This is a genomic window from Microbacterium sp. P03, from assembly GCF_043556235.1.
In the GTDB taxonomy this organism is placed as follows: Bacteria; Actinomycetota; Actinomycetes; order Actinomycetales; family Microbacteriaceae; genus Microbacterium.
Map to the genome: position 1 here is coordinate 258,885 of NZ_JBIGIM010000003.1, position 13,426 is coordinate 272,310.

Here is a 13,426-nt window from a genome sequence, read left to right on the forward strand (position 1 = left end):
GCGACGCGCCGGTCAGTTGGACGTGAAACCAACGAGCAGACCGCCGGTGACCTTGACCGCGAGGTTGTAGATCCCGGCCATCACTGCGCCCAGCACGGTCACCACGATCAGGTTGAGGATCGCCACGACCGCCGCGAAGGCCATCACTTGGGGGAGGCCGACGAACGAGGTGATCGAGACGCCCCCGTCGGAGAAGCTCTGGAAGAACTCGTCGACCTTGCCGATCAATCCCGTGGTCTGCACGACCATGTACACGAGGAAGAAGGTCACGACCGTGACGATCGCGAGAGCGACCGCCGCCAGGAACGACAGCTTGACGGCCGACCAGAAGTCGACGTACACGAGGCGGAGCCGGACCTGCTTGGAGCTGGTCTTATGGGTCGACTTCTTCGCGAGCTTGTCGGCTACCGTACTCATACGTCAGTGCTTTCTCCGGGGGTCTGGGCGGTGGCGTCGGGGGCACCCGTCTCTTCATCGACGCTGGCCTCCGCTGCTTCGGTCAGTCCCCGCTCGCCGTTTCGGGCGATCGCGATGATGCGATCATCGCCGCCCGATCGAGCGAAGACGACACCCATGGTGTCTCGTCCCTTGGCAGGCACCTCGGCCACGGCAGAGCGTACCACCTTGCCGCTGGCAAGAACCACAAGGACCTCGTCGTCCGCCGAGACGATGAGACCGCCCGCGAGATCCCCGCGATCGTCGTTCAGACGGGCGACTTTGATGCCGAGTCCGCCCCGGCTCTGCAGCCGATACTGACCCACTTCGGTGCGCTTGGCGTAGCCGCCTTCGGTCACCACGAAGACGAATCCGTCCTCCGCCGCCACCGACGCCGACAGCAGGCTGTCGCCTTCGCGGAAGGACATCCCCTTCACGCCGGCGGTGGAACGGCCCATCGGCCGGAGCGAGTCGTCGGTCGCCGTGAAGCGCAGGGACATGCCCTGGCGGCTGATGAGGAGGATGTCGTCGCCTTCCTCCACCAAGAGGGCGCTGACGAGCTCGTCACCATCGCGGAGGTTGATGGCGATCACCCCGCCCTGACGATTGGTGTCGTACTCGGTCAGGCGCGTCTTCTTCACGAGACCACCACGGGTGGCGAGCACCAGGTACGTCGCAACGCTGTAATCGCGGATGTCGAGGATCTGGGCGATCTCCTCGTCGGGCTGGAGCGCCAGCAGGTTCGCGACGTGCTGGCCCTTCGCATCGCGGCCGGCCTCGGGGACTTCATAGGCCTTCGCGCGATAGACGCGACCCTTGTTGGTGAAGAAGAGGAGCCAGTGGTGCGTCGTGGTGACGAAGAAGTGCTCGACGACGTCGTCGGCGCGCAGTTGCGCGCCCTTCACCCCTTTACCGCCGCGGTGCTGCTGACGGTAGTTGTCGCTGCGCGTGCGCTTGATGTACCCATCGCGGGTGACCGTCAGCACCATCTCCTCTTCGGGGATGAGGTCCTCGATCGACATGTCGCCGTCGAAGCCGTGGAGGATCTCGGTGCGGCGGTCATCTCCGAACCTGTCGACGATGACCGTGAGCTCGTCGCGCACGATCACACGCTGACGCACCGGGTCGGCCAGGATCGCCTGGAAGTCGAGGATCTGCTCCTCGAGCTCGGTGGCCTCGTCGATGATCTTCTGGCGCTCGAGCGCGGCGAGACGGCGCAGCTGCATCGTGAGGATCGCATCCGCCTGGATGTCGTCGATCTCGAGCAGATCCTTCAGTCCCGCCCGGGCGTCGTCCACGGTGGGGGATCGCCGGATGAGAGCGATAACGTCGTCGAGCGCATCCAGGGCCTTCAGATAGCCGCGCAGGATGTGCATGCGCTCTTCGGCTTTGCGCAGCCGGTATCGCGTGCGACGGACGATGACCTCGATCTGGTGATCGATCCAGTGCGTGATGAAGCCGTCGAGGGGAAGCGTCCGAGGCACGCCGTCGACGATCGCCAGCATGTTGGCGCCGAAGTTCTCCTGCAACTGGGTGTGCTTGTAGAGGTTGTTCAGCACGACCTTGGCAACGGCGTCGCGCTTGAGCACGATCACGAGCCGTTGACCGGTGCGTCCGGAGGTCTCGTCCCGGATGTCGGCGATGCCGGTGATCTTGCCCTCGCGGGCGAGGTCGGCGATCTTGACGGCGACATTGTCGGGGTTCACCTGGTAGGGCAGTTCGGTGATGACCAGGCACGTGCGGCCTTGGATCTCTTCCACCCCGACCACCGCGCGCATCGTGATGGAGCCGCGGCCGGTGAGGTACGCGTCCTTGATGCCGCGCGTCCCGAGGATCTGAGCGGCGGTGGGGAAGTCCGGCCCGGGGATGCGCGACATGAGCGCCTCGAGCAGCTCCTCGCGCGAGGCATCCGGATTCTCCAGTGCCCACAGCGCGCCCGCCGAGACTTCGCGCAGGTTGTGGGGCGGGATGTTCGTGGCCATACCCACCGCGATGCCGACCGACCCGTTCACCAGCAGGTTGGGGAATCGCGCGGGGAGAACCGTGGGCTCCTGCGTCTGACCGTCGTAGTTGTCCTGGAAGTCGACGGTCTCTTCTTCGATGTCGCGCACCATCTCGAGCGCGAGGGGGGCCATCTTGGTCTCGGTGTACCGGGGCGCCGCAGCGCCCTGGTTGCCGGGCGAACCGAAGTTTCCCTGCCCGAGCGCCAGAGGGTAGCGCAGCGACCACGGCTGGACGAGACGAACGAGCGCGTCATAGATCGCGGTGTCACCGTGCGGGTGGTACTGACCCATCACCTCGCCCACCACGCGGGCGCACTTCGAGAACGACTTGTCGGGGCGGTAGCCTCCGTCGTACATCCCGTAGAGCACGCGACGGTGCACGGGCTTGAGGCCGTCACGCACGTCGGGCAGCGCGCGCCCGACGATGACGCTCATCGCGTAGTCGAGGTAACTGCGCTGCATCTCCAGCTGCAGATCGACCTGGTCGATCTTGCCGTGATCGTGAAGATTCTCGGAGCGCTCGTCGTCAGCCATGGTGTCTCAGTTTCTGCGTGTGTGCGGGCGAGGATCGGCGGTGCGGATCAGATGTCGAGGAAGCGCACGTCTTTGGCGTTGCGCTGGATGAACCCTCGGCGTGACTCGACGTCCTCGCCCATCAGGATGGAGAAGATCTCATCGACGGATGCCGCGTCGTCGATGGTGACCTGGCGGAGCGTCCGCGTCTGCGGATCCATCGTGGTGTCCCACAGCTCCTTGTCGTTCATCTCGCCGAGACCCTTGTAGCGCTGGATCGCGTTGTCTTTCGGGATGCGCTTGCCGCTTGCGATCCCCGCCTCGAGGAGCACATCGCGCTCTTTGTCGCTGTAGACGTACTCGTGCGGTGAGTTCGACCACTTCAAGCGGTACAGCGGCGGCTGGGCGAGGTAGACGAAACCGGCTTCGATGAGCCCGCGCATGTACCGGAAGAGCAGGGTCAGCAGCAGCGTGGTGATGTGCTGGCCGTCGACGTCGGCATCGGCCATGAGGACGATCTTGTGATAGCGCGCCTTGGTGATGTCGAAGTCTTCGCCGATACCCGTGCCGAAGGCCTGGATCATCGCCTGCACCTCGCGGTTGCCGAGCGCACGGTCCAGCCGTGCGCGCTCGACGTTCAGGATCTTGCCGCGCAGCGCCAGGATCGCCTGGGTGTGGGGGTCTCGTCCCTGCACCGCAGAACCGCCGGCCGAGTCTCCCTCGACGAGGAAGATCTCGCTGATCGAGGGATCCTTGCTCGTGCAGTCCTTGAGTTTGTCGGGCATCGCCGCCGACTCGAAGACGCTCTTGCGACGTGCGGTCTCCCGCGCCTTCCGTGCCGCCATGCGCGCGGTCGCCGCGTCGATCGCCTTGCGGATGATGTTCCTCGCCTGCGCGGGGTTGCGATCGAACCAGTCGCCGAGCCGATCGCCCACGACCTTCTGGACGAAGGCCTTCGCCTCCGTGTTGCCGAGCTTCGTCTTCGTCTGACCCTCGAACTGCGGCTCGGAGAGCTTGACCGAGATCACCGCGGTCAGTCCCTCGCGGACGTCTTCGCCGGAGAGGTTGTCGTCCTTCTCCTTGAGGAGGCCGTTGGCGCGCGCGTACTTGTTGACCAGGGTGGTCAGCGCCGCGCGGAACCCTTCCTCGTGCGTGCCGCCCTCGTGCGTGTTGATGGTGTTGGCGTACGTGAAGACGTTCTCGGTGTAACTGGTGGTCCACTGCATCGCCACTTCGAGGGCGATCTTGCGCTCGGTGTCCTCCGACTCGAAGTCGATGACCTCGTCGTTCACGTGGTCGGCCTTGCGCACCTTGTTCAGATACTCGACGTAGTCGACGAGACCGCGCTCGTACAGGAAGCTGTCGTTCGGCTGCTGCAGCACGACCTCGCCCGCCGTCACCTCTTCCTCGTACGCCGAGGAGGGACGCTCGTCCGTGAGGTCGATGCGCAGTCCCTTGTTGAGGAACGCCATCTGCTGGAAGCGCGTGCGGAGGGTGTCGTAGTCGTAGTCGACCGACTCGAAGATCGTGTCATCGGCCCAGAAGGTGATCGTGGTGCCGGTCTCGGAACTCTGCTCACCGCGCTCGAGCGGCGCGATCGGCACACCGCCGTTGTGGAACGACTGCCGCCAAACGTGACCCTGGCGTCGCACCTCGACGTCGAGACGCGTCGACAGCGCGTTCACCACGGAGGAGCCGACACCGTGCAGGCCACCCGAGACCGCGTAGCCGCCGCCGCCGAACTTGCCGCCGGCGTGCAGCACGGTGAGGACGACCTCGACGGTGGATTTGCCTTCGGTCTTGTGGATGTCGACGGGGATGCCGCGGCCGTTGTCGATGACCCGGACTCCGCCGTCGGGAAGGATCGTCACGAGGATGGTGTCGCAGTAGCCGGCGAGCGCCTCGTCGACCGAGTTGTCGACGATCTCCTGCACGAGGTGGTGGAGACCGCGCGGACCTGTCGAGCCGATGTACATGCCCGGCCGCTTGCGCACGGCCTCGAGACCCTCCAGTACCTGGATCTCGTCGGCCCCGTATTCGTGCGGAGTGTTCTCGGTTCGCGGTGTTTCGGGTTCGTCGGGAACACTGTCAGGGGTCAGAGACGTCATAGGTTCGAGCGCTCCACATCGATAGATCGGCCAGTGATCAGTCTACCAAGAGATCGCGCCGAAATTCGGCTATACGCCTCTGTGAGGCGATGAAATGCGTCGGGAGGGGACGGGACGTGGCTTATCCGTAGGTATCGCGCGGACCACGGCCTGGAATGGCTCTCATGCCCCATTTCCAAGAGGGGACGTCCGGCCCGATGAAGCGGATGCTCCGCACCCCCGCGTCGGGGAACCGCCTCACCACTTCCGAGAGGATCTGCGACCGCATCAACTGCAGCTGCTTGGCCCACGCGGTCGAGTCGGCCTGGACGGTCAACTGGCCGTCGTTGAACGAGGCCAGCGTGGTGTGCTGCGCGGTGTCCGCGCCCGCGACCTCAGCCCACTGCAGCACCAGGTCCTCCTGAGCGAGCTGGGCGTCCCAGCCCGCCGTCCGCGTCAGATCCGCCATCACGTCACCGAGTCCATGAGGGTCGCGGCCCGCCGTGAAGGGCGCGTTCTCGTCGTCATCACGTCGTCTGCGCCGGCGATGTGCGCGCGCCGTCGGTGCGAGACCACGCAGGCGCAGGTACGTGGCGATCGTCTCGGGGATCTCATCAGCCGAAGGTTCAGGCATCTGCCGCCTCCAGGATGGATCCGGATTCGACGCGGATGACACGCGCACGCAATCCCGGCGGCACATCGTTCTCGACGGCAGCGGTCACGATGACCTGCTCGTAGTCCGCGGCGAGCTCCGCCAACCGCGTGCGTCGATCCGTGTCGAGCTCGGCGAAGACGTCGTCGAGGATCAGGACGGGGTCGCCGAGGCGGGATTCCGCACGCAACAGGTCGGCCGAGGCCAACCGCAGCGACAGCGCCACCGACCACGACTCGCCGTGCGACGCGTATCCCTTCACCGGCAGGCCCCGCACCCGGAGGACGAGATCATCCCGATGCGGTCCGACGAGCGTCAGACCGCGGTCGAGCTCCGCCGAGCGTTTTGCTGCCAGAGCCGACCGGAACTGCTCGGTCAGCGAGCCGGAGGCCGCGGCATCCGGCGTCGTCGTCCCGTCTTCGGGGTCGGCTCCACCGACGGAGAGAGCCCATTCGATCTCAGGCATATGATCTGCGCCGGCGATGGACGAATACGCTCGCGCAAGAGGCTCGCGCAGATCGGCGGCGAGTGACTGACGTGCCTCGATCACCTCCGTGCCGAGCGCGACGAGCTTGTCGTCCCACACATCGAGCGTCGACAGCGCGTCGCCGCGGATGCCGCGCGCCTTGGCGGACTTGAGCAGCGCGGTGCGCTGCCGCAGGACGCGGTCGTAGTCCGACAGCACGCCCGCGAGGCGCGGCGTGCGCTGAACCAGCAACTGGTCGGCGAAGCGACGACGCACCGAGGGGTCGCCGCGCACGATCTGCAGATCCTCCGGTGCGAAGAGCACGACCTGCGCGTACCGGGGCAACTCGGCGACCTTGGCCGCGGCGCCGTTCACCCTCGCCTTGTTCGATCCCTGACGATTCACCTGCACCTCGAGCTGCACCCGCCGGGTGTTGTGCGAGAGTCGTGCGCGGATGATGGCGGCATCAGCACCGTCGCGCACCATCGGGGCATCGGTCGAGACGCGGTGCGAACCCAGCGTGGCCAGGAACGCGATCGCCTCCGCGAGGTTGGTCTTGCCCTGGCCGTTGCGGCCGACGAACACGTTCGGGCCGGGCACCAGAGCGACATCGGCGACCGCGTAGTTGCGGAAGTCGATGAGGTTGAGGTGCTCGACGATCACCCTGTCACCCTAATCGGCCCCACCCACACGGGGTTCGCACCTACCCGCCGACCGTGGAGCCAGGGAGCGCGGCGCCCGAGACGGAGCCCGTCGCGTCAGCGCAGGAGCAGGTTCGGCTGCAGCAGGTATTTGAAGGACTCGGCGCCGCCCTTGTCGACAGATGTCTGCGGGGTCACGAGCACCGGGCTGAGCTTGTTGGCGTTGTCGCTCGAGGTGAACGTGATGCGAGCGAACTCACTGCGGACCGCCGACAGCGACTCGAGCAGGTACTGCGGGTTCAGACCGAGCGTGACGTCGTCGCCCACCAGGTTGGCGTCCACCGACTCCGTGGCGCGCGCCTGCTCGGTGCCCGAGGCATCCATCGACACACTGTCGGTGGTGAAGGTGAACCGCAACGGCGCGGAACGATCCAGCACGAGCGCCACACGACGCACCGCTTCGACGAGCTCGGCGGTGTTGACGACCGCGTGGTGCTCGGTGACGTCGGGGAACAAGCGGCGGACAGGAGGGAAGTTTCCCTTGATCAGCAGCGAGGTCACCGTCTTGTTGCCTGCGGTGAAGGCGATGATCTCGCGGTCGCCGGCACCCGAGAACGCGATCGTGATGTCTCCGCCGTGAGCGAAGGTCTTACCGACCTCCTGCAACGTCCGAGCGGGTACGAGTGCGGTGGTCGATTCCTCGGATGCTGTGGAGCCGCCGTCCCACGGGATCTCACGCAGCGCGACGCGATAGCGATCGGTGGCGACGAGGCTCAAGCTCGTTCCGCTGACTTCGAGCTGCACGCCCGTGAGGACGGGCGTCACGTCGTCGCGCGACGCGGCGAAGGCGACCTGGGCGATGGCCGTCGCGAAGTCTTCGGCCGGCACCAGTCCGGAATCTCCGCTCACCTCGGGGATCGCCGGGTATTCCTGCACCGGCATCGACGCGAGCGTGAAGCGAGCAGAACCACAGCTGAGGACGATGCCACCGTCGTCGTCGACCTCGATCTGGATCGGGGCATTGGGCAGCCGGCTCGCGATCTCGGACAGCAGACGGCCGTGCACGAGGATCGTGCCCGGTTCGTCGACGGTCGCCTCGATCGTGGTGCGAGCGGATGCCTCGTAGTCGAAAGCGGCAAGGGACAGCCCGGCGTCGGACGCCTCGATCAGCACACCGGCGAGGATCGGCTGAGGATTGCGCTGTGGCAGGAGCTTGACCACGAACGAAACGGCCTCGCTGAACACATCTCGGTTGACGTGAAACTTCACTGGCGCTCCCTTGACGTCGCGTATGGCTCTTTCATGTTAGTGCCCGCCGTCGAGCGCTGCTGTTCGCCCGTGGGCTGCCCTTGAGGTGATCGGACGAGGATTCATAGAGAGAGTTAAGTGTCATCTTGTTAACGCCTGTGGAAAGTGTGGACAACTCGAGCGATCCCTGTCGGCTCACCGGAACTACACGCGTGTGAGATGTGGAACGGCTGAGGAGGAGTTGGTTGTCGTTCTCGGTCGCGTCACCGGCTGTCCCCCGTTCATCCACAGGATGTCCTTCTGCGTGCACAGGGTTGCCTCGCGAAATCGAAGTTATCCACAGGTTATCCACACTGTGCAGAACCGGATAATGGCGGATGCGAAGCGAGGTGTCAAGAACGTCTCGGGGAATCTCAGGGCTCGACGCCAGACGATGTGCACGGCATCCGCCGGCGACGTCGACGGATGCCGTCAGCGACCGACGCGGCCGAGCTGGGCCGTGATCTCGGTGACCTGGTTGTAGAGCGAGCGCCGCTCCTTCATCAGGTCGCTGATCTTCTTGTAGGCGTACATGACCGTGGTGTGGTCTCTGTTGCCGAACAGCTGGCCGATCTTGGGCAGGGAGAGGCTGGTCCGCTCCCTGCAGAGGTACATCGCGATCTGTCGCGCCGTTGCGACGGCCTGTGAGCGGCTCGATCCGTAGAGGTCGTCGACCGACAGTTTGAAGTACTGCGCGGTCGCGGTGATGATGTCCGTCGGCGAGATCACGTTCGCGTCGTCCTGCTCGATGATGTCCCGGAGGACCGTCTGCGCGAGCGACATGTCGAGGGTCGACCGGTTCAAGCTGGCGAATGCGGACACTCGGATGAGCGCACCCTCGAGCTCGCGGATGTTCGAGGAGACCACCGAGGCGATGTACTCCATGACCTCCGGGGGGATCTGCAGTCGCTCGCTCTGCGCCTTCTTGCGGAGGATCGCGATGCGGGTTTCCAGGTCGGGCGCCTGCACGTCGGTGATGAGACCCCACTCGAAGCGGCTGCGCATGCGGTCTTCGAATCCGGTCAGGTGCTTGGGGGGGACATCGCTCGTGATCACGACCTGCTTGTCGTGATCGTGAAGTGTGTTGAACGTGTGGAAGAACGCTTCCTGCGTCTCGGCGCGCCCCTGCAGGAACTGGATGTCGTCGATCAGCAGGATGTCGACATCTCGGTAGCGCGCCTGGAAGGCCGAGCCGCGGTTGTTGGCGATCGAGTTGATGAAGTCGTTCGTGAACTCTTCGCTGGAGACGTATCGCACGCGCACACCCGGGTACATGCTGACGGCGTAGTCGCCGATCGCGTGCAGGAGGTGGGTCTTGCCGAGACCGGAGTCGCCGTAGATGAAGAGCGGGTTGTACGCCTTGGCAGGGGCCTCCGCGACCGCGACGGCAGCCGCGTGGGCGAAACGGTTGGATTGCCCGATCACGAAGTTGTCGAACGTGTACTTCGGATTCAGGCGGGTGTCGCTGCGCGAGACGGATGCGACCGTGTCGGTGCCGTCGTCGGTCGTGGGTCGCGACATGGCGATCGGCGTCGGAGTCTCGATCGGCTGCACGGTGATGGGTGCGGTCAGATGTGCGTCCACCAGTTCGGGGTTGACGACCACGCGAAAGGTGGCGACGCCTTCATCGAGGACAGCGAGCGCCTCCATGATCGGCGCGCGCATGCGTTTGTTGATCTGCGCCGCCGTCAGATCGTTGGGGACGTCGAGATACAGCGTTCCACCCATCACGCCCTGCGGCGCTGCCAGGCTCAGGAAGCCCTGCAGCTGCGGAGTGACGCGGTCGTCACCGGAGAGCTCGTCGAGCACTTTGGACCAGATGGGAACATCCGGAATATCGTGCTGAGACATTGCCCCCCCGGGACTTTCGGTGGCGGCAGGCGAGCGACGAGATCGCATCGAACCTGTGGATAACTGCCGGAGCTACGCTAGTCAGCAGGCGCCACGGGAGCAAACTCCACTGTAGATGCGGTCGCGTGTCCTGACCGGCTCGTGCCCACCCGCTGTGGATAATGCCGCTGCAGCGCTCCAGTTTGAGTTATGGCCCGTCACGACGTAATCTGAATCGGTTGACTTATGCCCTTCGTGGGCTGTCCCGACTCCTTCGTCTCCGGTTCGAGCATCCCGGTGACACCTGATCCGGAAGTGATCCCCAATGACCAAGCGCACTTTTCAGCCCAACAACCGTCGTCGTGCCAAGAAGCACGGCTTCCGCGCCCGTATGCACACGCGTGCCGGCCGTGCGATCCTTTCGGCTCGTCGCTCCAAGGGGCGCACCGAGCTCTCAGCCTGAGATCGAGTTGTGCTGCCCCGGGCGAACCGACTCACTCGCGGGACGGATTACAAGGCCGTCGTCCGCAGGGGCCGTCGGTGTGCCGGGGCACACACGGTGACGTACGTCACCGTGACCGATGAGCTGCGCGTTCCGCGTTTCGGTTTCATCGTCAGCAAGAAGGTCGGTTCCGCGGTGATGCGCAACACCCTACGCCGCCGACTCAAGGCCGTCTGCGCTGAAGCTCTCCCCGTGATCAAACCGGGAGCGGATGTGGTGATCCGTGTCCTTCCCGGTGCCTCCACCGCTTCCTACGCGGAACTTCGCGATGAAGTGTCGCGCTGCCTGATGGCGAGAGCCGCATGAGCGCGACCACTCTGCCGGTGTCGGCCACAGGAGAAGGCCGTTTCGAGGCATCCGGCCTCTGGACTTCTCTGCCGCTTCTGCCGCGTAACGCCGTTCTCGCCTTTCTCCATGCTTATCGTGCGACGATTTCTCATACCTATGGCGATGTGTGCAAGTACTACCCGTCGTGTTCTGCCTACGCTGTCGGCGCAGTGCAGCAGCACGGTGCCGTCAAAGGTTCCGCGCTGTCGGCTGCACGCATCGCCTGTTGCCACCCCTGGGCGGAAGGCGGAATCGACGATGTGCCTGCACACCGCAGTTTCCGCCACGATCTGACGCCGCACGGTTTCGTCGTGCCCCCGAGAAAGGACTGATCCCGTGCCGGATCTGTTGGGAATCATCCTCTGGCCACTCAAGTGGGTGGTGGAGCTCGTCCTCGTCGCCTTCCACTCGGTCTTCACGTTCTTCGGGATGGATCCCGCGGCCGGCATCACATGGGTGCTTTCCATCGTCGGACTCGTCGTCGTTGTGCGCTCTGCTCTGATCCCGCTGTTCGTCAAGCAGATCAAGAGCCAGCGAAAGATGATGGAAATCGCCCCTGAACTGCGGAAAGTTCAAGAGAAGTACAAGGGCAAGAAAGACCAGCTCTCTCGCGAAGCCATGAGTCGCGAAACCATGGCGCTGTACAAGAAGCACGGCACGTCACCGGTTTCGGGCTGTCTGCCTCTGCTGGTGCAGATGCCCGTGTTCTTCTCGCTGTACAGCACTCTCAGCTCGATCCAGGTGCACGCCCAGGCAGGCGACGGTGGCGTCGGGCCTCTGACGCCCGCATTGACGCAGGAGTTCTACGAAGCGAAGCTCTTCGGAGTCGCGTCACTGCACGACACCCTCGTCGGCGCATGGGAGACCCGCCCGGATGGCTGGGAGGTGACGGTCGGGATCCTCGTGGTGCTCGTCATCCTCATGATCACGTCGCAGTTCCTCACGCAGCTGCAGATCATCTCGAAGAATCTGTCGCCCGAGGCCAAGACCGGCCAGGCGTACCAGATGCAGAAGATCATGCTGTACGTCCTGCCGTTCGCCTTCATCTTCTCGGGTGTCTTCTTCCCGCTCGGCGTCGTCATCTACTGGTTCACCAGCAACATCTGGACGATGGTGCAGCAGTTCCTGGTCATCAGGAACATGCCGACGCCCGGCTCGGAAGCGGCCAAACTGCGGGAAGAGCGTCTCGCTCGCAAGGGCAAGGCGATCGATTCGAACGGCAAGATCACGACTCTCGAGAAGTACCAGGCCGAGCAGCAGCGCCTGCTCGAAATCGCCGAGAAGGCCAAGGCTGCAGCACCGAAGCGTCAGCAGCCCGTCGGGAAGCAGCGGGCGAAGAAGCAGCAGCAGCCGGTGCGCAAAGATGCTTCGAAGTCGCCCCCGAACGGCGCCACCGCAGCCACTCGGCCCGAGCCCAAAGTCTCGGGCGACGCCGCATCAGGCGAGCCCGCCACCAGCTGACCTGACCCGACGACCGTTTCACAGCCTCGAGGATCTTCATGACCAGCACCTCTGACCAGACGTCGACCGAGCCCGCGGATGCCACGCCGGCCGATCACACCGACCCCACGGTCGAACAGCTCGAGCAGGAAGGTGATGTGGCAGCCGATTATCTCGAGGGACTTCTCGACATCACCGACATCGACGGAGACCTCGCGATGGACGTCCGCGCCGGACGCGCCTACGTGTCGGTCGAGAACGACGACGCTGATTCCCTCCGTCTGCTTTCCGCCCCCGACACGGTGCAGGCGCTCCAGGAGCTCACCCGTATCGCCGTGCAGAACCAGACGGGGCGCTTCTCCCGCCTGATCCTCGACATCGGGGGTTCGCGTGACACGCGCCGGCGCGAGCTGGAGACCCTGGTGGATCGAGCGATATCGCGTCTGGACGAGGGCGCCACGCAAGCGTCCTTGCCCGCGATGTCGAGCTATGAGCGCAAACTCGTGCACGATATTGCCTCTGACCGGGGGTTTATATCCGAGTCGTACGGTGAGGGAAACGACCGACACACCGTCATTCGGCGTGGCTGACCCCGATTCGACGTCCGCGGACGCGCGGTGGGAGCGCGAGCCGTTGATCGCCGCCGACCTGTTCGGCGATCGGATCGATTCCGCTCGTCGGTTCGTCGCGGCTCTCGCCGCCCACGGCGAAGAACGTGGTCTCATCGGCCCCCTCGAGCCGGCGCGTTTGTGGTCGCGGCATGTGATCAACAGTGCGATCGTGGCTCCGCTCTTCGCAGGCCGCGTCGGGGACGTGGGGTCCGGCGCCGGACTCCCCGGTCTCGTGCTCGCCATCGCCCGCCCGGACGTGTCGTGGGTCCTCATCGAACCCATGGAGCGCCGTGTGGCATGGCTCGAAGAGCAGGTCGCTTCGCTCGGACTCTCCAACGTGGAGATCGTCCGTGCGCGGGCCGAAGAGTGGCCGTTCGGGCCCGTTCTCGATATGGTCACCGCGCGTGCGGTGAGCGCCTTGAAGACACTCATTCCGCTGACCGCTCCCCTGGTGCGCGCCGGTGGCGAGCTGATTCTGCTCAAAGGCGCGAGCGTCGACAATGAGATTCAGGCGGCGCAGAAGCAGATTCGCGCACACAGACTGTCCGAGGTCCGTGTGGAGGCGGTCGGAGCCGCGCACCTCGAGCAGCCGACGCGCGTCTTCCGGGCGACCGTCGGCAGGTAACCACCGA

The 13,426-nt window shown here is 65.0% G+C and carries 13 protein-coding genes; 6 read left to right on the forward strand and 7 right to left on the reverse strand.

What is annotated here, in order from left to right:
• Positions 1 to 12: 12 nt before the first annotated feature.
• The 7 genes from ACFXOO_RS10815 to dnaA form a co-directional block, all read right to left on the reverse strand.
• Positions 13 to 417 carry a DUF3566 domain-containing protein gene (locus ACFXOO_RS10815; protein ID WP_378842245.1) on the reverse strand — a complete coding sequence of 135 codons (405 nt, stop codon included), beginning with the start codon at positions 415 to 417 and terminating at the stop codon, positions 13 to 15.
• On the reverse strand, positions 414 to 2,972 hold the full coding sequence (gene gyrA / locus ACFXOO_RS10820) for a DNA gyrase subunit A (RefSeq protein ID WP_378842243.1): 2,559 nt from the start codon (positions 2,970 to 2,972) through the stop codon (positions 414 to 416). Before gyrA ends, ACFXOO_RS10815 begins: the two co-directional genes overlap by 4 nt.
• A 47-nt stretch (positions 2,973 to 3,019) precedes the next feature.
• Complete coding sequence (gene gyrB, locus ACFXOO_RS10825; RefSeq protein ID WP_378842241.1) at positions 3,020 to 5,059, reverse strand: DNA topoisomerase (ATP-hydrolyzing) subunit B; 2,040 nt, start codon at positions 5,057 to 5,059, stop codon at positions 3,020 to 3,022.
• Between the two features lie 121 nt (positions 5,060 to 5,180).
• Positions 5,181 to 5,672 (reverse strand): DUF721 domain-containing protein, encoded by a 492-nt coding sequence (locus tag ACFXOO_RS10830; RefSeq protein ID WP_378852528.1) that lies wholly within the window; start codon positions 5,670 to 5,672, stop codon positions 5,181 to 5,183.
• Positions 5,665 to 6,819, reverse strand: coding sequence for a DNA replication/repair protein RecF (gene recF / locus ACFXOO_RS10835; protein ID WP_394563509.1), 1,155 nt, complete (start codon positions 6,817 to 6,819; stop codon positions 5,665 to 5,667). The genes ACFXOO_RS10830 and recF overlap by 8 nt, the downstream gene beginning before the upstream one ends.
• Before the next feature lie 95 nt (positions 6,820 to 6,914).
• Positions 6,915 to 8,066, reverse strand: a complete 1,152-nt coding sequence (gene dnaN, locus ACFXOO_RS10840) for a DNA polymerase III subunit beta (protein ID WP_394563510.1) — start codon at positions 8,064 to 8,066, stop codon at positions 6,915 to 6,917.
• A gap of 450 nt (positions 8,067 to 8,516) precedes the next feature.
• Positions 8,517 to 9,935 carry a chromosomal replication initiator protein DnaA gene (gene dnaA / locus ACFXOO_RS10845; protein ID WP_378842233.1) on the reverse strand — a complete coding sequence of 473 codons (1,419 nt, stop codon included), beginning with the start codon at positions 9,933 to 9,935 and terminating at the stop codon, positions 8,517 to 8,519.
• A gap of 304 nt (positions 9,936 to 10,239) precedes the next feature.
• On the opposite strand from dnaA, the gene rpmH reads away from it, so the two are divergent.
• The 6 genes from rpmH to rsmG are packed head-to-tail and all read left to right on the forward strand — an operon-like array spanning position 10,240 to position 13,419.
• Entirely contained in the window at positions 10,240 to 10,377 is a 138-nt protein-coding gene (gene rpmH / locus ACFXOO_RS10850) for a 50S ribosomal protein L34 (RefSeq protein WP_378842231.1), read from the forward strand.
• A 9-nt stretch (positions 10,378 to 10,386) separates the two neighbouring features.
• Positions 10,387 to 10,722: a ribonuclease P protein component gene (gene rnpA, locus ACFXOO_RS10855; protein WP_394563511.1), complete on the forward strand. Its 336-nt coding sequence runs from the start codon at positions 10,387 to 10,389 to the stop codon at positions 10,720 to 10,722.
• Positions 10,719 to 11,075 (forward strand): membrane protein insertion efficiency factor YidD, encoded by a 357-nt coding sequence (gene yidD, locus ACFXOO_RS10860; protein WP_394563512.1) that lies wholly within the window; start codon positions 10,719 to 10,721, stop codon positions 11,073 to 11,075. The genes rnpA and yidD overlap by 4 nt, the downstream gene beginning before the upstream one ends.
• A 4-nt stretch (positions 11,076 to 11,079) precedes the next feature.
• Positions 11,080 to 12,204: a membrane protein insertase YidC gene (yidC, locus tag ACFXOO_RS10865; protein WP_378842225.1), complete on the forward strand. Its 1,125-nt coding sequence runs from the start codon at positions 11,080 to 11,082 to the stop codon at positions 12,202 to 12,204.
• Between the two features lie 38 nt (positions 12,205 to 12,242).
• Positions 12,243 to 12,773, forward strand: coding sequence for a protein jag (locus ACFXOO_RS10870; RefSeq protein ID WP_378842223.1), 531 nt, complete (start codon positions 12,243 to 12,245; stop codon positions 12,771 to 12,773).
• Positions 12,766 to 13,419: a 16S rRNA (guanine(527)-N(7))-methyltransferase RsmG gene (gene rsmG, locus ACFXOO_RS10875; RefSeq protein ID WP_394563513.1), complete on the forward strand. Its 654-nt coding sequence runs from the start codon at positions 12,766 to 12,768 to the stop codon at positions 13,417 to 13,419. The genes ACFXOO_RS10870 and rsmG overlap by 8 nt, the downstream gene beginning before the upstream one ends.
• The last annotated feature ends 7 nt before the right edge of the window (positions 13,420 to 13,426 follow it).